The following is a 16,732-nucleotide window of genomic DNA, read 5'->3' as shown; positions in this document are numbered from 1 at the left end:
CCGGTCAGTACACGAGGCCCTGGGCGAGGGCCTGTCGGGCACTGTCGGCGGTGAAGTGGCCGTCCTTGATGATCACCTTGGGCTGGACGCCGGCCGTGCCGTAGAAGTCCTTCAGCGACTGGAAGGCCAGCGGGCCGAACCGCGGGTTGGTCTCGATGTCGGCGACCAGCTGCCCGTCGACCACGCCCTGCACGGCCTGCCGGATCCCGTCGATGGACACGATCTTGATGTCCTTGCCGGGCGCCTTGCCGGCCGAGCGCATCGCCTGGATCGCGCCCAGCGCCATGCCGTCGTTCTCGGCGTAGACCGCGGTGATGTCCGGGTGCGCCTGGAGCAGCTGCTCCATCACCTTCTGGCCCTCGGTCTGGTCGAAGTTCGCCGTCTGCGAGGCCACCACCTGCATGTTCGGGTACTTGGCGGCCAGCTGGTCGGTGAACCCCTTGGTGCGGTCCGCGGACACGTTGTTGCCGGGGGTGCCCTGGAGGATCGCCACGTGCGCCTGCCCGCCGGTGGCGCCGGCCAGGTCGTCGGCGGCGATCTGCGCCTGACCGTAGAAGTTCGACCCGATGAACGCGACGAAGTCGCTGCAGGCCGCGCCGGTCACCGTCCGGTCGATGGTCAGCACCGGGATCTTCTTCGCCTTCGCCGCGGCCAGCGCCGGGCCCAGGCCGTCCGAGTTCTCCGGCGCCACGATCAGCACCTGCGCGCCCTGCGCGATCATGTCCTGGATCTGCGCGTTCTGGGCGTTGACGTCGGCGTTCGCGTTCCGCTCGATCAGCTTCACGCCGAGCCTCTTCGCCTCCGCCTCGATGCTGGCGGTCTCCGCCGCCCGGAACGGGTTGCTGGTGGACTCCGACTGCGAGAACCCGACCACGGTCTTCCCGTCGGTCAGGTCCGCCTTCGGTGCGCCGTAGGTGTCCGCGGTGCAGCCGGGACCGCTCGCGCTCGCCGCGGGCGACACCACCTGCTGGGCGGCCGCGCTGTTGTCGCCGGATCCCGGGGTGGCCCCGGACGCCGAGGTGGAGCCCTGGTTGGTGCAGGCGGCCGCCGACAGGCACAGCCCCGCGACGAGAAGCGCGGCGACGGCGGACTTGGCGCGCAGGGTGGGGTTCATACGCCCGATCACATCCTTGACTGCATGGGGGAAGCACCGGCTACCCGCCGGTTTCCAACGATGTAAGGGGACGATGAGCCATCCGCCCGGACGGTGTCAAGAACTCGCGCAGCGCTCTCCGAAGCTCGCCCCGGGCCGCTGAGGTCGCGTCAACTACCGTGACCTGCACGGCATGTGGCCGCGACAACCGCCGCCCGGCGGCGATCGGTGCGAGAGGTCTGGACATCGGCCGCCCCGCCTGCTGTGATGCCTGCGCGCCGAATTTCCAACGTTGTGAAGCGAGCCGAATGACATGCACACCGATCCGATCTGCCAGGCGTGCGATCCGCTCCGGGGGGTAGCCGAGGGCCGAACCGGAGAGAGGACGGACGACATGACGCAGGGAATCGTGATCGGCTACGACGGGTCGGCACAGTCCCGGGCCGCGGCCCACTGGGCGGCGGCGGAGGCCGCCCGGCGCTCGACCGGCCTGACGGTGCTGCGGGCCCGGCCGTGGCTGGACCACGCCGCGACGGTCGGCGACCCGCTGGACCCGGCCCTCGGCGAGCCCGGGCCGGACGAGCTCGACACGCTCGCCGCGGAGCTGCTGAAGGCCAACCCCGGGCTGGAGGTCGCCACCCAGGCCGCCGCCGGCGACCCGGCCGACGCCCTGGTCACCGCCGCCGCCGAGTACGAACTGGCCGTGCTGGGCGCACCCGAGCACGGCTCGCTGGTCGGCTCGGTGGGCCGGTCCGTCGCCGCGCACACCGACACCCCGGTGGTGCTGGTGCCGGACGACGCCCGGGTGCCGGCGTCCGGTCAGCCCGAGGTGGTGGTCGGCCTGTCCGCCGAGACCTCCCCCGCCGCCGTGGAGTTCGCCCTCGCGCAGGCCGAACGGCTCGGCGGGCGGGTCCGGGCCGTGCACGCCTGGGAGATGGTCCCGTTCTGGTCGGCGGTCCCCGGCTGGGTCCCGCCGAACGTCGACGTCGACGCCCAGTCCGCCGCGATCCGGGACGAACTCACCCTCGCCACCGCTCCCGCCGCGGCCGCCCACCCCGAGGTCGACCTCACCGTGGAGACCGTCCTCGGCACCCCCGCCCACGCGGTGCTGACCGCCGCCGCGACCGCCGACCTGCTGGTCCTCGGCCGCCCCCACCACCGCCTCGGCCAGCTGGCCCGCGCCGCCGTCCACCAGTGCCAGACCCCGGTCGCCCTGGTCCCGCACCGCTGACGCCCTCCCCCGTTCCCTTACCGATCGGTGACGCCCCGGCAGGTCGCCCGGATTCCGTCCGCGCACTGGGTAGCGTCGACCGGCATGAGGATCCTGGTGACGGGCGGGGCGGGTTTCATCGGTTCTGCGGTGGCGGGTGCGCTGCTGGCCGGCGGCCACGAGGTGCGGGTGCTGGACGCGCTGCTGCCGGCGGTGCACCCGTCCGGGCGGCCGACGGCGGTGCCGGACGGGGCGGAGTTCCGGCACGCCGACGTGCGGGACGCGGCGGCGGTCGAGGCCGCCCTGGAGGGCGTGTCGGCGGTGTGCCACCAGGCGGCGATGGTCGGGCTGGGCGTCGACCTGGACGACGCCCCCGCGTACGCCGGGTGCAACGACCTGGGGACGGCGGTGCTGCTGTCGGCGATGGCCCGGCGCGGCGTCCGGGACCTGGTGCTGGCCGGGTCGATGGTGGTGTATGGCGAGGGCGCCTACCGCTGCGGCGCCCACGGGCCGGTCGCGCCCGGACCGCGGCTGCCGCGGGAGCTGGACGCGGGCCGGTTCGAACCGCCGTGCCCGCGGTGCGGCGAGCCGCTGCTGCCGGGGCTGGTCGCCGAGGACGCCCCCGCCGATCCGCGCAACGTCTACGCGGCGACCAAACTGGCCCAGGAACACCTGGCCGCCGCCTGGGCCCGCGCCTGCGGCGGCCGGGTCCTGACGCTCCGTTACCACAACGTGTACGGCCCTGGCATGCCGCGCGACACCCCCTACGCGGGCGTCGCCTCGCTGTTCCGCTCGGCCCTGGCCCGCGGCGAGGCGCCCCGGGTGTTCGAGGACGGCGGGCAGCGCCGCGACTTCGTGCACGTCTCGGACGTCGCCGCCGCCAACGCCGCCGCGCTCCGCGCGCTGCCCGACCGCGCTCCGGGCAGCGCGCGGGCCTACAACGTGGGCAGCGGCGAGGTCCGCACCGTGGGCGCGATGGCCGCGGCCCTCGCCACCGCGTTCGGCGGCCCGGACCCGGTGGTGACCGGCGAGTACCGGCTCGGCGACGTCCGGCACGTGACGGCCGACTCCGCCCGGATCCGGGCCGAACTCGACTGGCGCCCGCAGGTGTCCTTCCGGGCCGGACTGACCGAGTTCGCGACCACGCCGCTGCGCGGCTGACGGCCCGTCGGCCGCGGCCCGCCGCGAACGGTCAGCGGCGGGCCGCGGGCAGGCTGATCTCGAAGCAGCAGCCGCCGTCGACTTTGCGGACCCGGGCCCGGCCCTCGTGCGCCTCGACGATGCCGCGGACGATGGCGAGGCCGAGGCCGGCGCCGTTGTCGACGGTGTCGGGCGCTCCGGGGGCGGGCACCCGGGGGGTGCGGGCGGGGGTGCCGCGCCAGCCGGTCTCGAAGACCCGGGGCAGGTCGGGTTCGGGGATGCCGCCGCAGCCGTCGGTGACCGCGAGCACCACCGTGTCGGCCTCCCGGCGGGCGGAGACCGCGACCACGCCGTCCTGCGGGGTGGCGCGGATCGCGTTGACCAGCAGGTTGCCGATCACCCGGGTGATCTCGCGCGGGTCGGCCTCGACCGGGTCCGCGGCGACCTGCTGCCCCTCCAGCCGGACGCCGCGCTGCCGGGCCAGCGGGTGGGCGCCGGCCAGCGCGTCGTCGACCAGGTCGAGCAGCGAGACCCTGGACAGCGAGAGGGAGAGCGCCCCGGCCTGGATCCGGGAGAGCTCGAACAGGTCGTCGACCATGCCGGTGAGCCGCTCCACCTCGGTGCGGATCCGGCCCAGGTAGCGTTCGGGCTGCTCGGCGACGCCGTCCTCCAGCGCCTCGGCCATCGCCCGCAGGCCGGCCAGCGGGGTCCGCAGGTCGTGCGAGATCCAGGCGATCAGCTCGCGCCGGGACGCGTCCAGCGCCCGCTCTCGCGACCGGGATTCCGCCAGCCGGGCACTGGTCGCGGCGAGCTCCGCGCTGACCGCGGCGAGCTCCCGGGCCAGCGGCCGGTCCGGCGGGGTGAAGCCGCCGTCCCCGCCGACGGTGCGGGCCGCCCGGGCCAGCGCCCGGCTGCCCGCCGCGACCTGCCGGCCGAGCAGCGCGGCGGTCAGCAGCGCCACCACCGACGCCATGCCCAGGACGGTGACCACCACCCCGAGGTCGTGGCGGGACAGGAACATCGCCTGCGCCACCGCGAAGGTCCCGGAGGTCACCGCGAGCACGCTCACCACGGCCACCGCGAACAGCGTCAGCGCCAGCGAGCGCCCACGGAGCAGGCGCAGCACGGCCAGCCCGAGCAGTCCCGCGGCGGCGGCGCCGAGCGCGGCGAACAGGGCGATCAGCAGCAGGTCCTTCACGCCGCACCGCCCTGCGGCGGCCTGGCCGGGTCGTAGCGGTAGCCGACGCCCCAGACGGTGCTGATCAGCCGGGGCGCGCCCGGGTCGTCCTCGATCTTCTCGCGCAGCCGGCGGACGTGGACGGTGACGGTGGACAGGTCTCCGAAGTCCCAGCCCCACACCCGCTGCATCAGCTCCTGCCGGGAGAACACCGTCCCGGGGTGCCGCAGCAGGAACGCCAGCAGGTCGAACTCCCGGCTGGTGAGCGCGAGTTCACGGCCGTCGCGGTGGGCCCGACGGGCCCGGGGGTCGAGGGCCAGGTCGCCGGAGCGCAGCGGCTCGGCGGCGGGCGCCGGGCCGCCGGCCGGTCCGGCGGCGCGGGCCCGGCGCAGGACCGACTGGACCCGCAGCACCAGTTCTCGCGGGCTGAACGGCTTGGTGACGTAGTCGTCGGCGCCCAGTTCCAGCCCGAGGATGCGGTCGGCCTCGTCGCCCCTGGCGGTGAGCAGCACCACCGGCAGATCGGCCCGGTCGGGCAGCGCGCGCAGCCGGCGCAGCACCTCCAGGCCGTCCAGCCCGGGCAGCATCAGGTCGAGCACCAGCAGGTCCGGGCGGTCCCGTTCGGCCAGGTCGAGCCCGCGCCGGCCGTCCTCGGCCCGGTCGACCCGGTGGCCGGCCCGGGTCAGGTAGCCGGCCACCACCTCGCCGACGGTGGGATCGTCGTCGACGACCAGGATCCGGGCGGGCTCCGGCGGTTCGGCGGTGGCGGGGCTGTGGTTCACCCGCCCGAGAATACGAGGCCCGCGCCACCGGACGGCCGGGCCGGGGCCGCCGTTCGCGTTCCGTAAGATCCCCGGCGCCGGCGCGGGCGGACGTCCGACTTCCGTAAGGGCGCGGCTCGGCCGCGACGGCCCCGGCCGTGACTAGCGTGGCCGTCGTGACTCCTCCACAGCCCCCGCCCCGGTTGCCTGTCCCGTCCCACCTCCCGCTCCCTCTCCCGTCCTCGTCCCCCTCCCGTTCCCGTCCCCCTCCCCTCTCCAGTCCTCGGTTGACGTGGTCCTGCCCTGCCTGGACGAGGCGCAGGCGCTGCCCTGGGTGCTGGGCCGGGTGCCGGCCGGCTGGCGGGCGATCGTGGTCGACAACGGTTCGCGGGACGGCTCGGCGCGGATCGCCGCCGAACTGGGCGCGACCGTGGTGACCGAGCCCCGCCGCGGGTTCGGCGCGGCCTGCCATGCCGGGCTGCTCGCGGCCGACGCCGAGTACGTGTGCTTCCTGGACTGTGACGGCTCGTTGGACCCGGCGCAGCTGCCGCGGGTGGTGGCCCCCGTCGCGGCGGGGACGGCGGACCTGGTGCTGGGCCGGCGGCGGCCGACCGCGTTCGGGGCGTGGCCGCCGCACGCCCGGCTGGCGAACCTGGTGCTGGCGCGGCGGCTGCGCGCGCAGACGGGTGCCCCGCTGCACGACCTGGGGCCGATGCGCGCCGCACGGCGGAGCCGGCTGCTCGCACTGGGCCTGGGCGACCGGCGGTCCGGCTATCCGCTGGAGATGGTGCTCTCCGCGGCGGCGGCGGGCCTGCGGATCGCCGAGACGCCGGTGGACTACCGGCCGCGCGCGGGCCGCTCCAAGGTGACCGGCACGGTGCGCGGCACCCGGCAGGCGGTCCGCGACATGCGGGCGGTGCTGGCCGCCCCGCCGCCCACCCTGCTGGTGATCGCCAAGTCGCCCGTCCCCGGCCGGGTGAAGACCCGGCTGACCCCGCCGTTCACGCCCGAACAGGCCGCCGAGCTGGCGGAGGCCGCGCTCGCCGACACCCTCGCCGCCCTCGACCAGGTCCCGGCCGGGCGGCGGCTGCTGGTCCTCGACGGCGCCCCGGGCAGGTGGCTGCCACTCGGCTGGGAGGTGGTCCCGCAGTGCGCGGGCGGCCTGGACCGCCGGCTCGCCGCCGCCTTCGCCCACGCCGCGCGACTGGCCCCGGACGCCCCCGCGCTACTGGTCGGCATGGACACCCCGCAGCTCGACCCGGCCGTGCTCGCCGCCCCGCTCTCCGCGACCGAGCGGGCCGGGGTGGACGCGTGGTTCGGCCCGGCCGAGGACGGCGGCTTCTGGGCGCTCGGCCTGGCCCGCCCGAGCGCCCCGCTGGCCGCTGCCCTGCTGCACGACGTCCCGATGTCCACCCCGGAGACCGGCCGCGCCGTCCTGGACCGCCTGCGCACCCACGACCTGACGGTCCGCCACCTCCCCCGCCTCCTGGACGTCGACCACCCCGCCGACGCCACCCGGGTCGCCGCCCACTCCCCCGCCACCCGCTTCGCCACCCGCCTCCACCACCTCCGCACCCTCGAACCCCACCCCGTCCCCCCTCTCTCACCTCCCCACCCGGAGCCGACCTCGTGAACGCCGTGACGAAGGCGTCCACGCCGCCGCGGGGGGACGACCTCCCGACTGCCGAGCATGCCGCGGTGCCGTGGGTGGACGATCCGTTCGGGCGGGCGGTGCGGGCCGGGCGGGGGCCGTTGTGGTTGCGGCGGGGCGACGGCTCGCGGGTGGTGCTGGAGGTGGACCGGTGGTGCGGCCCCGCGGCGGGCGCGGATCACGGACTGGTGCTGCGCTGCCTGGGCCTGGCCGCTCCGGTGCTCGACCTGGGGTGCGGGCCGGGCCGCCTGGTGGCCGCGCTGCTGGAGGCGGGCGTGCCCGCGCTCGGGGTGGACATCTGCGCGGCCTCGGTGGACCGCACCGCGGGCCTGGGCGGTCTCGCCCTGCGCCGCTCGGTGTTCGACCGGCTGCCCGCCGAGGGCCGCTGGGGCGCCGTGCTGCTGGCCGACGGCAACCTCGGGATCGGCGGCGACCCGGCCGCCCTGCTGGGCCGCGCGGCGGCGCTGCTCGCGCCGGGCGGGCTGGCGCTGGTGGAGGTCGCCGCGGAGCCGGTGGACGAGGTCGTCACCGTCCGGGTGGAGGACCCGGACGGCGCGGGCCCGCCGTTCCGGTGGGCCCGTTGTGGGGCGGACGCGACGGCGCGCCACGCCCGGGCGGCCGGCCTGGCGGAGGCCGACCGGTGGACCTCGCACGGCCGTGTCTTCCTGTCACTGCGCCGCCCCTGACGTACCGTCAGTCGACTTCGCTCCACTGCGGGTGTTCGCGCTGCGCCCACTCCCGGTCCACCGACCCGGTGCGCATGCCGCGCCGCGCTTCACGGTCCTGGTAGGCCATCCGCAGGTGACCGATCGTCACCACGGCGACGGCGAGCGCGAACCAGTCGTGGACGAAGGTCGCGCCGGTGCGCCACTGGGCGGGGGCGAAGTGGGTGAGCCACATCAGCAGGCCGGTGCCGAGCATCACCAGCATCGCGCCGAGCGTCCACTGCGCGTACAGCTTCTGCCCGGCGTTGAACTTGCCGGCGGGCCGGTGCGGGAGGCGGTGGCGGACGGCGCGCAGCCAGCCCCGGTCGGCGGCGGTGAAGCGGCCGAGGCGGCGGGTGTCACGGCGCATCGCCCGGGAGGCCAGGGAGAGCAGCAGCGGTACGGGCAGCAGCACGCCGCACCATTCGTGCAGGCCGGCCACCAGGCGCCGGCGGCCGACGAGCTGGGAGAGCGCGGGCAGGTAGAGGCAGGCGGCGGTGGCCAGGCAGGCCAGCATCAGGGTGGCGGTGGCCCGGTGGGCCCAGCGCTGGGCGGGGGTGAAGCGGGGGCGGCGGTCAGCTGGTCGGGGCATCGTCGCGTCCGTTCGAGCGTCCGACCCAGGCGTCCACGTCGTAGCCGAGCCGTTCCCAGTAGCCGGGGCGGACGGTGTCGGTGACGGTGATCGAGGAGAGCCATTTCGCGGACTTGTAGAAGTACATGGGGGCGACGTACAGGCGGACGGGTCCGCCGTGCGCGTGGCCGATCGGGTTGTCCTGCATGCGCAGCGCCACCAGGACGTCCTCACGGCGGGCCTGTTCGAGCGTGAGGCTCTCGGTGTACGCGCCGTCGAAGCAGCCGAAGCTGACCGCGCGGCCCTCCGGCCGCACTCCGGCGGCGTCCAGCAGCGCGGACAGCGGGACGCCTTCGAACGGGGTGGCGGGGACCCGCCAGCCGGTCACGCACTGGACGTCGTGGACGAGTCGGCGCTGCGGGAGGGCGCGCAGGTCGGCGAGGCGCAGCGTGGCGGGGCGGTCGACCAGGCCGTCGACGGTGAGGGTGTAGTCGTGCTCGCCGCGTTCGGGCACCGAGGAGGTCACCGAGTAGTAGCGGAAGCCGCCGCCGGGGAGCAGCCCGGTCAGGCCGGTCGGGTCGCTGCCTGCCACGGCGTCCTGGGCGCGTTGCAGCCAGGGCCCGGCGGCCACGCCGGCCGCGCCGAGGCCGAGCAGGCCGAGCACCACCCGCCGGCCCACGGGCGCGCCGCGTCTCTCGTCGTTGTCGTCGTCCACGGGGTGATTCGACCAGGCGGGGCCGCCGTTGGCCAGGGGCGTGGGTGCGCCGTCAGACTTCCGTCATCTGTGCGCGGAGCGGCAGCGAGCGCCGCGCGGCCACCGCCAGGACGGTCAGCAGCGCCGCCCCGTAGGCGAGTTGCTGCACTTCGCTGCCGCCTGCCAGGTACAGCAGCTGCCCGGCGGCGGGCACCGTCAGCCACTCCCACCGGCCGTCCAGGGCGGCCAGCGCCACCACCAGCAGCCCGTACCACGGGTACTCGGGGCCGATCAGCAGCAGGGCGCCGCCGGTCACCAGCAGGGCGCCCCGCCAGGGGCGTCGCGGGTCGCCCCGGCGCAGCACCCGCAGCACCAGCGCGGCCAGCACCAGGGCCGCGGCCCAGGGCACCAGCGGGTCGGGCAGCACCAGCCGCAGCAGGCCGAACCGCCCCAGGTTGCCCTGCTGGTAGCCCTCCTCGTGCAGGTACCCGGGCAGGTAGCCGAGCACCCCGGCCCCGGACGCCGCCACGTACGGCAGATAGGAGAGGACGAAGACCCCGAGCGCCGCCGCACACAGCACCAGGTCGCGGCGGGTCGGGCGGCGGGCCAGCAGCCCGGAGAGCGCGCCGGGCAGGGCGAGCGCGGGGAGCAGCTTCACCGCGGTGGCCGCGCCCAGCGCCGCGCCCCCGGCCGCCGCCCGGCCGCGGGCCGCCCACCCGAGACCGGCGACCGTCAGCAGCACCCCCAGGGTGTCCACGTGCGCGTCGTTGACCGCCCACACCGCGACGCCCGGGCACCACGCCCAGAGCGCGGCCCGCCGCCGCCCGCCGGTGACGGCGAGCAGCACCCCGGCGGTGGCCAGCGCCAGCGCCGCCCCGAAGGCCTGGGCGACCCGGACCCGGTCGCCGAACGGGTGCTGGGCGAGGAACCAGACCTCCGCCAGCGGCGGGTAGACGGTGTGCACGGCGGGCCGGTTGATCCGGGTGCAGGCCCCGTCGGCGGTGCGCCGCTCGTCCCACCCGTCGCAGCCGTCGCCGACCGGGAACCGGCCGGGGTCGCGCAGCCGCACCAGCGCCGGGTCCTGCGGCGGGTGGGCGTACGGGGAGACGCCCGCCGCCTGCACCCGCCCGTCCCAGCCGTACCGGTAGGCGTCGTCGCTGGTCCGGGGCGGGGCGAGCAGCCCGGCCGCGGCCACCAGCACGCCGCCCGCCAGCACCATGCGCGGCACCAGCCGCGGCGGCACCCGGCGCAGCAGGAGCAGCGCCACCGCGAACAGGGCCGCGTCGGCGGCGTACCAGCCGTACAGCGGCGCCCGGTTGCCGAGGGTGCCGCCGACGGTGACGGTCAGCGCGAGGCACCCGGCCAGCGCGAGGACGGCCAGGGTGCAGAACAGGACGGGGCGTGCGGTCACCGCCCCACCTTCGCACCGAAGCCGCCCCGCCCGGCGGCAGCGGGGCGCGCCGTCCGCGTTCCGTAACCACTGCGCCGACCGACGCACCGTCAGCGCCCGCCCGGCCACGAGTGCCCGACGCACCGTCGGCACTCGCCGCCGGGCAGTGGGGCCGGTCGCGCCGTTCGGATTCCGTAAGCACGTCGAAGCGCGCTCGCGGCGGCCGGACACGCTTCGATGGCAGCGTGGACTCCGAACCCTCCCCCGCCGCGCGGCGCTTCGACCCGCCGCTGCCCGCCCCGCCGGAGGCGCTGCGGCGCGGCCCGTTCCGCCCCGGCGCGTTCCGCTCGGCCGCGCACGAGCCGCGCACCGCGGTGGTGCTGGGCCGCTGGCTCGGCGCGGCGCTGCTGCTGTGCTTCGCGACCGGTCTGATCAGCCACCTGCTGCAGGACCCGCCGTCCTGGCTGGCGGGCCGGCTGCCCGCGCGGCCGGTCTCCGGCTACCGGGTCACCCAGGGCCTGCACGTGATCAGCGGCCTGGCCGCGATCCCGTTGACGGGCGCCAAGCTGTGGACGGTGTACCCGCGGCTCTTCGAGTGGCCGCCCGCCCGCAGCGTGCGGCACGCCCTGGAACGGCTGTCGATCGCCGTGCTGGTCGCCGCCGTGCTGCTGGAGCTGTTCACCGGCCTGCTCAACACGCTCCAGTGGTACCCGTGGCCGTTCCCGTTCCGGCAGACCCACTACTGGGTGGGCTGGACGGCGACCGGGGCGCTGCTGCTGCACCTGGCCGTCAAGGCCCCGGTGATCGCGGCGCACTGGCGGCGCGTCAGGTCCGTCCGGCTCGCCGAGCGCCGGGCCCTGCTGGCGGGGGTGGCGGCCGCCGTCGGCGCGGTCACCCTCACCACCGCGGGCCAGTCCGTCGGCCCGCTGCGGCCGCTCGACCTGTTCGCACCCCGCCGCCCGGGCAGCGGCGGCGACCCCCTTCCGGTGAACCGCACCGCCGCCCAGGCCGGCACCACCGCCGTCCCCGCCGACTGGCACCTGGCCGTCACCGGGCCGAGCCCCTACCGGATCGGCCTGGCCGAACTCCGCGCCCTCCCGCAGACCACCGCCCACCTGCCGATCGCCTGCGTCGAGGGCTGGAGCGCGGACGCCCGCTGGACGGGCGTACGGCTCTCGACCCTGCTGCGCCGCGCCGGAATCCCGCCGGGCACCGCGGTCCGGATCACCTCCCTGGAGACGGCGGGCCCGTACCGCGTCACCGAGATGCCCGCCGCCTACGCCGACGATCCGCTCACCCTGCTCGCCCTCGCCCTGGACGGAGGGCAGCTGACGGCCGATCACGGCTTCCCGGCCCGCATCATCGCCCCGAACCGCCCCGGTGTCCTGCAGACCAAATGGGTCGCCCGCATCGAGGCCACCTGACCCGCGCAACCACCCGCCCCGCCCGTTGACACCCCTTGACGGCCGAACCGCCTCGGCCCACCACCGACCCGACGGACCACCCGAATCGAGAACCCCTGACATGCGCGTCGTCCGCGTCACCCTGGCCCTCGGCGGCCTGGCCCTGCTCGGCTGCGGCCTGGTCGGCCTGCTCACCGACCCGTACGTCACCGAGCCGCTGCCCGTGCTGCTCTGGGCGGCCGGGCTGGTGGTGGTCCACGACGGCCTGTGGCTCCCGCTGGTCTGCGCCGTCGGCGCGGCCGCCGTCCGCCGTCCGCTGCTGCGCGGGTGGCTGCTGGTCGCGGCGGCGGTGAGCACCGTGGCGGTCCCGGCGGTCCTCCGTTCGGGCGACGACCGCGGCAACCCGACGCTGCTGCCGCTCCCCTACCTCCGCAACTGGCTCCTCTTCCTCGCCGCCACCGCCCTGGCCGCCGCCCTCCTCGCGCTGGCGGCCCGGGTCCGCCGCCGGCCGCACTGATCCGCAACACCCCGTGTTCGGCTGTCAATCTCCGGGGTGGGACATCGCGTCGATTGCGATCGCCGCCGCCAGGACGGTGGCGTGGTCGGCGTCCGGGCCGATGTCCAGGCCGTAGGTGTCGCGGAGACGGAACCACTTTTTCGAAACCTCGGCGATCTTGGTGCCGTCGTCTTCGATGGTGTACTCGTGGTCGAGGATGTTGCCGTGCAGGGTGAGCTCGGGGCCGTCCTCCTGCTTGATCAGCCAGCGGTCGTGGATCGGGCTGATCAGGGCCTTCTTCACCATGGCGATGCGCTTGCCGTCGGCGTCCTCGATCTCCATCGAGTCCTTGATCCGCAGCGGGCGGCTCTGCACGGTGGCGACGCGCCGTCCGCTGCGGTCCTCGATGTGGAAGGTCTTGCGCATCCGCAGGGCCTTGCCGTCGACCTTGTAGACGTGGTCGCCGTCCTCGTTGTCGATCCAGTAGTCGTCGCCGATCGCGAGGACCTTCTGCTGCATCCGGTAGCGGGTGACCCCCTCGCCGTGGTCGAAAGCGCGGTTGGCCTGGCGGCGGGCCCGTCGTTCCTCGAACATCCCGGTGTCCTCTCCTCGGCGTGGGCGTGCGGTGGTGGGGCGACGGACGTCGCTACCGCTCCGGGGTACGCCGTCCGCGGGCCCTTCGTACCTCCGCCTGTGCGGCGGCGCATCTTTTCCGGGGCCACGGGCCGCCAGGCAGGACTTGGTGATCACCCCTGGTAATCACGCGCATTCGGCTACGGTCGGGCGCATGGATCGCCTGTCCGAGATCACGTTCCTTCTGCCCAACTCAGCGGGATCGCACAGCTTCCTCGACGTGCTGCACTCGATGTTCGCCGACGTGGCGTACGCCGACTTCACCGTGGGCGCGGCGGACAGGCTGGGTGACCGCCTGACCCTCACCCCGCCGCAGCCTGTCGATGCCCGTCCGGTGACGATCTTTCAGCTGGCCGATGTGCGTGCGCCCGAAGTCGCCTTCGACGCACGTCACTCCATCGGTGTGCGGGGTGGCGCTGACGCGTCCGAGGCATCCACGTCAGCCCTGGTCGAGATGGCGGACCTGGCTCGCCGCATCGCCGGGCACGTCCGGCGCGTCGATCACACGGGCGTGAACGTGCCCGCCTGTGCGACCTCACCCGAGCAGTGGCGGGACCTCACGACCGCACTCGCCTCGACATCCACCATGTACCGCTATCCCACCGGCGAGGACTGGCCGTTCGTCCTTCCATCGGCATCGGATGAGTTCCTCAGCGGCATCAGTGACTTCGTCGTCGGCCGCGAGCCCAGGTTCGAGCTGGTCTACGACCAGTGGGTGACCCGGACGCAGTGGCAGTTCGCGCTCTGGACCGACCTGACCCGCGCCGAACTGGAGCAGATGTTTCCTGAGCCCGAAGGTATGACGTTCCCCGACCTTGAGGAGGTTTTCCGCGTCGTACCAGTCGTCAGTCCTTGGCCGGGTCTGGGGATCCGATTCGACCTGTGCTACCGGATCGAGAACGGCCCGTCCGACTGGGAAACCGGCGAATGGCTGGTCGCCGAAGGCGGCCGTATCCGCTGACACCGTCGCCGTGCAGGTGAGCCGGGCGGCCCGTACGAGGTGGGTCAGAGTTTGCCGTCGCCGGTGTAGCCGTCGGTGTAGTAGTCGCTGACCTGCCGGCGGTACTCCGGGTCGTCGGTGTGCTTGTCCTTGTCGAACTCGGGGGAGTTCTTCACTTCGTCCCTGGTGCGGTCGACCCACACCGTCTCCTCGGCCGCGTCGACCCGGGCGATGGTCCCGGCCGGGAGCAGGACCTCGCGGCCGAAGATCCACGGGCCGGTGTCCACCACGATGTGCGAGGAGTCGACCAGGTCGGTGTGCCGGTCGACCTTGCCGATGTGGCCATCAGTCGCCTCCACCCGGTACCCCGTCAGGTCGGTGCCCACCGCGTAGCCCTCGGCGCCCTCGTAGCCCCACAGTCCACTGCTCACAACTGCCTCCACCTCGCGTGCGTCTCGCTGACGGTGCCTCGGCTACCCCGGCGCTCCGGAAGGCACTCCTGCGATCTCCCCCGCCCCGAAGCACGGGCCCGGACTCGACGCGCCGGGGGTGAATGCGGGTGTCGGCTCGTTGATCGGGGGCAGGCGGTGCGTCACGAACCTGGCCGTTCCGACGAGTTGGAGGCTCCGCATGATGCTCTTGCTGCTGCTTGGTCTGGTGGTGCTGGTCGCGGTGGCCGCCGTCGAGGTGGCCAATGGACCGAGCGGGCGTCATCGCGGCGCCCGCCGACTCGCGCCGGTGGACCGGATCCACCACCACGCACCCCGCCACCGGCGCTGACCTGCTCCCCGTGCGGGCCGCCGGCCGGCTCGCCCCGCGTCAAGTCGCGCGGCGGCGCGGTCGGCGAACCCACCTGGGGTCCCGTCAGGCCTGCGAGGTTCGGGGGCCGTGGCCGAGCGGGCGCCTGGCGGCCGGCGGAGCGGAGGCGGTGGGCGGGGTGGTGGTGTCCGGCTCCAGGAAGGGCGGTCGTTCGGCGAGCGGTGGGTGCGGGAGCTCGGCGGCCGGGAGCGGGCTGTCGGCGGCAGGCTCGGAAAAGGCAAGGCCCAGGGGGCGGCGGTCCAGGTTCACGGGCCAAGTCTCTCCCATCGTCACCGATCCAATCTCGACCTGACGAGCTCGGTGCTGCCGTCCGGCTGCTGCACGGTGGCCGCAAGGTGGAAGTGCCGGTTCTTGTGCAGGACTTCACCATGACAACTGGCCCGGTCCCGCAGCTCGTGCAGCCGGATCGAGCCGACCCGGTCGGCGGGCAGCACCAGCTGTCGGTCCCGGGCTCGGGGGCCGCCATAGCTAAGTCATCGACATATCTAAATGGTTGATCTATAGTCGCCACATGACAGACCGTCAATTGCACCAGCCGACGAGGCTCGTGCTCACCGCACTGGCCGACGCGCCCCGGCACGGCTACGCCATCGTCCAGGAAGTCCTGGCGATCACCGGGGGCCGCACCAAGATGCTCACCGGCACCCTGTACACGGCCCTCGACCGGCTGCTCCAGGAAGGGCTCGTCCGAGTCGACAGCGAGGAGGTCGTGAACGGGAGGCTGCGCCGCACCTTCGCCCTGACCGACCAAGGGCGGGACACGCTCGCCGAGGAGACGCGCCGATTGCGCGCCGACGCCGCCGAGGCCGAACGTCGGCTCGCACTCGGCGCCCTCCGCCCGGTCCTCCGGGTGATCGGGGGAACGGCATGACCGAGTCGTCTCTCCGCCTGGTCCGCCGCCTCCCGCTGCGCGGCCTCTACCCGCCCGGCTACCGGGCCGCCCACGGCGACGAGATCGTCGACGCCCTCGCCGAGGCCGTCCAGCACGCCGACCGCCGCACCGCCCTGCGCGAATGGGCCGTACTGGCGGCACACGCCCTCCGGCTGCGCACCGGGCTCGGTTCGAGCGACCCGGCCGGACGGATCCTCGCCGGCGCCGCGCCCTTCCTCCTGGCCGGCGGCGCGGCCCTCAGTGCGGTCCACCTGCTGACCGCGCTGCTCCTGCACCAGCCGCACTCCGGTGTCGGACCGGCCGCGTGGGACGCGGCCCGGGCCGCACCCTGGGTCCTGGGGCTGCTGTGCGCCGGCGCCGGCCGCTGGACGGCGGCCCGGGCGCTCGTCCTGGTCGGCCTTGTGCTTCGGTGCGGCTTCGCGGTCGTGGCCTCGTTCCACTTCGGCTCGTCCCTCGCCCCCTACCTGGTCTGGCTGTGGGCCGCCTGCGGCGTCCTGGTGCTCCTCGCACCACCGGACGCCGTGGAACTCACCCGCCGCGACCGCTCCCGCCTGGTCGCCACCGCCGTGGCCGTCGCCCTGCCGATGAGCGCCACCGCCATCCTGTGGATCGGCACCTGGCACGACGACTACGACCAGGTCATTTTCGCGCCCACCTTCGTGCTGCTGTTCTATGCCGTCGCCGCCTGGCCCGCGCTGGTCATCGCGCTCAGCTGTCTGCGGCACCTCACCCGCCCCGGCGCCGACCGCCTTCGCGCAGCCGGCGTCGCCCTCGCCGTGCTGCCGTGGACCGTGCCCGTCGCCGCGCCCCTCTACCGCAGCGCCCACGCCGATGCCCACGACCTGCTCCGCCAGGGCGGCGCGATCCTCGCCCTGCTGGCCACCGTGACCGCCGTCGCCGTCCTGCGGCGCACCGCCGAACGGCCCACCCCGAAGTAGACACGGCGGCATCGGGCCCGGCACCGGCACTTCCCGCACCGATCGCTCGGGACGCCGAAGAACACTCACTTCGCAGCAGCAGACGATGTTCTGGCCGTCGCATCCCAACCGGCCAGGACGCCGTCTGCGCGAGCCGGGCCCGCACAGGACGACAGGGTGTTCGACGGGCCGAGGGTCCGAGAAGTGGTTCCGGGTCCGCGACGCCTACGGCATCGACTTC

20 protein-coding genes and 1 pseudogene are annotated in these 16,732 nt (G+C 75.0%); 11 read left to right on the top strand and 10 right to left on the bottom strand.

Annotated features, from left to right (window positions below; genetic code table 11):
* Positions 1 to 4: 4 nt before the first annotated feature.
* Positions 5 to 1,114 carry an ABC transporter substrate-binding protein gene (locus BX266_RS32130; RefSeq protein WP_099905646.1) on the bottom strand — a complete coding sequence of 370 codons (1,110 nt, stop codon included), beginning with the start codon at positions 1,112 to 1,114 and terminating at the stop codon, positions 5 to 7.
* A 373-nt stretch (positions 1,115 to 1,487) separates the two neighbouring features.
* Between BX266_RS32130 and BX266_RS32125 the strand changes: the two genes are divergently transcribed.
* Complete coding sequence (locus BX266_RS32125; protein WP_180290695.1) at positions 1,488 to 2,324, top strand: universal stress protein; 837 nt, start codon at positions 1,488 to 1,490, stop codon at positions 2,322 to 2,324.
* An 84-nt stretch (positions 2,325 to 2,408) separates the two neighbouring features.
* A complete protein-coding gene (locus tag BX266_RS32120) occupies positions 2,409 to 3,464 on the top strand; it encodes an NAD-dependent epimerase/dehydratase family protein (RefSeq protein WP_099905642.1) in 1,056 nt (351 codons plus the stop codon).
* A gap of 31 nt (positions 3,465 to 3,495) precedes the next feature.
* Here BX266_RS32120 and BX266_RS32115 read toward each other — a convergent pair whose 3' ends face one another.
* A complete protein-coding gene (locus tag BX266_RS32115) occupies positions 3,496 to 4,641 on the bottom strand; it encodes a sensor histidine kinase KdpD (RefSeq protein ID WP_099905640.1) in 1,146 nt (381 codons plus the stop codon).
* On the bottom strand, positions 4,638 to 5,402 hold the full coding sequence (locus BX266_RS32110) for a response regulator transcription factor (protein ID WP_259464959.1): 765 nt from the start codon (positions 5,400 to 5,402) through the stop codon (positions 4,638 to 4,640). The genes BX266_RS32115 and BX266_RS32110 overlap by 4 nt, the downstream gene beginning before the upstream one ends.
* Positions 5,403 to 5,673: 271 nt before the next feature.
* On the opposite strand from BX266_RS32110, the pseudogene BX266_RS40315 reads away from it, so the two are divergent.
* From BX266_RS40315 to BX266_RS32100, 3 genes and pseudogenes are all read left to right on the top strand, one after another.
* Positions 5,674 to 6,315: pseudogene (locus tag BX266_RS40315) on the top strand (glycosyltransferase family 2 protein); the annotation flags it as partial.
* Positions 6,289 to 7,014 carry a DUF2064 domain-containing protein gene (locus tag BX266_RS40310; protein ID WP_259465181.1) on the top strand — a complete coding sequence of 242 codons (726 nt, stop codon included), beginning with the start codon at positions 6,289 to 6,291 and terminating at the stop codon, positions 7,012 to 7,014. The pseudogene BX266_RS40315 and the gene BX266_RS40310, both read left to right, overlap by 27 nt.
* Entirely contained in the window at positions 7,011 to 7,718 is a 708-nt protein-coding gene (locus BX266_RS32100) for a class I SAM-dependent methyltransferase (RefSeq protein WP_099905634.1), read from the top strand. Before BX266_RS40310 ends, BX266_RS32100 begins: the two co-directional genes overlap by 4 nt.
* A 7-nt stretch (positions 7,719 to 7,725) precedes the next feature.
* On the opposite strand, the gene BX266_RS32095 is transcribed toward BX266_RS32100, so the two are convergent.
* Genes BX266_RS32095 through BX266_RS32085 form a run of 3 tightly spaced genes read right to left on the bottom strand, consistent with a single transcriptional unit; the run spans position 7,726 to position 10,412 of the window.
* The gene (locus BX266_RS32095) at positions 7,726 to 8,328 is read right to left on the bottom strand and encodes a cytochrome b/b6 domain-containing protein (protein WP_099905632.1); all 603 of its coding nucleotides are present in this window, start codon (positions 8,326 to 8,328) and stop codon (positions 7,726 to 7,728) included.
* Complete coding sequence (locus BX266_RS32090) at positions 8,312 to 9,022, bottom strand: molybdopterin-dependent oxidoreductase (RefSeq protein ID WP_259464958.1); 711 nt, start codon at positions 9,020 to 9,022, stop codon at positions 8,312 to 8,314. The genes BX266_RS32095 and BX266_RS32090 overlap by 17 nt, the downstream gene beginning before the upstream one ends.
* Positions 9,023 to 9,074: 52 nt before the next feature.
* Positions 9,075 to 10,412: a glycosyltransferase 87 family protein gene (locus BX266_RS32085; protein ID WP_259464957.1), complete on the bottom strand. Its 1,338-nt coding sequence runs from the start codon at positions 10,410 to 10,412 to the stop codon at positions 9,075 to 9,077.
* Between the two features lie 269 nt (positions 10,413 to 10,681).
* Between BX266_RS32085 and BX266_RS32080 the strand changes: the two genes are divergently transcribed.
* Both BX266_RS32080 and BX266_RS32075 read left to right on the top strand, forming a co-directional pair.
* Positions 10,682 to 11,815, top strand: coding sequence for a molybdopterin-dependent oxidoreductase (locus tag BX266_RS32080; RefSeq protein ID WP_099908543.1), 1,134 nt, complete (start codon positions 10,682 to 10,684; stop codon positions 11,813 to 11,815).
* Between the two features lie 100 nt (positions 11,816 to 11,915).
* Complete coding sequence (locus BX266_RS32075) at positions 11,916 to 12,311, top strand: hypothetical protein (RefSeq protein ID WP_099905628.1); 396 nt, start codon at positions 11,916 to 11,918, stop codon at positions 12,309 to 12,311.
* A gap of 24 nt (positions 12,312 to 12,335) precedes the next feature.
* Here the strand turns inward: BX266_RS32075 and BX266_RS32070 are convergent, their stop codons facing one another.
* The gene (locus tag BX266_RS32070; protein WP_099905626.1) at positions 12,336 to 12,884 is read right to left on the bottom strand and encodes an LURP-one-related/scramblase family protein; all 549 of its coding nucleotides are present in this window, start codon (positions 12,882 to 12,884) and stop codon (positions 12,336 to 12,338) included.
* A gap of 193 nt (positions 12,885 to 13,077) precedes the next feature.
* Here BX266_RS32070 and BX266_RS32065 point away from each other — a divergent pair, with 193 nt between their 5' ends.
* Positions 13,078 to 13,884 (top strand): hypothetical protein, encoded by an 807-nt coding sequence (locus tag BX266_RS32065; protein WP_180290694.1) that lies wholly within the window; start codon positions 13,078 to 13,080, stop codon positions 13,882 to 13,884.
* 44 nt (positions 13,885 to 13,928) lie between these two features.
* On the opposite strand, the gene BX266_RS32060 is transcribed toward BX266_RS32065, so the two are convergent.
* Complete coding sequence (locus BX266_RS32060) at positions 13,929 to 14,294, bottom strand: PRC domain containing protein (RefSeq protein WP_099905624.1); 366 nt, start codon at positions 14,292 to 14,294, stop codon at positions 13,929 to 13,931.
* A 199-nt stretch (positions 14,295 to 14,493) separates the two neighbouring features.
* Here BX266_RS32060 and BX266_RS39030 point away from each other — a divergent pair, with 199 nt between their 5' ends.
* Entirely contained in the window at positions 14,494 to 14,643 is a 150-nt protein-coding gene (locus BX266_RS39030; RefSeq protein WP_180290693.1) for a hypothetical protein, read from the top strand.
* Positions 14,644 to 14,727: 84 nt separating this feature from the next.
* Here the strand turns inward: BX266_RS39030 and BX266_RS32055 are convergent, their stop codons facing one another.
* Entirely contained in the window at positions 14,728 to 14,931 is a 204-nt protein-coding gene (locus BX266_RS32055) for a hypothetical protein (protein ID WP_099905622.1), read from the bottom strand.
* A gap of 20 nt (positions 14,932 to 14,951) precedes the next feature.
* Entirely contained in the window at positions 14,952 to 15,116 is a 165-nt protein-coding gene (locus BX266_RS39025; RefSeq protein WP_180290692.1) for a hypothetical protein, read from the bottom strand.
* A 77-nt stretch (positions 15,117 to 15,193) separates the two neighbouring features.
* Between BX266_RS39025 and BX266_RS32050 the strand changes: the two genes are divergently transcribed.
* Positions 15,194 to 15,553 carry a PadR family transcriptional regulator gene (locus BX266_RS32050; RefSeq protein ID WP_099905620.1) on the top strand — a complete coding sequence of 120 codons (360 nt, stop codon included), beginning with the start codon at positions 15,194 to 15,196 and terminating at the stop codon, positions 15,551 to 15,553.
* On the top strand, positions 15,550 to 16,512 hold the full coding sequence (locus BX266_RS32045; protein ID WP_099905618.1) for a hypothetical protein: 963 nt from the start codon (positions 15,550 to 15,552) through the stop codon (positions 16,510 to 16,512). Before BX266_RS32050 ends, BX266_RS32045 begins: the two co-directional genes overlap by 4 nt.
* Positions 16,513 to 16,732 lie beyond the last annotated feature (220 nt).

Origin of the sequence: Streptomyces sp. TLI_171, from assembly GCF_003610255.1 — a bacterium.
Taxonomy (GTDB): domain Bacteria; phylum Actinomycetota; class Actinomycetes; order Streptomycetales; family Streptomycetaceae; genus Kitasatospora.
This window is presented reverse-complemented; position numbering and strand designations above follow the sequence as displayed.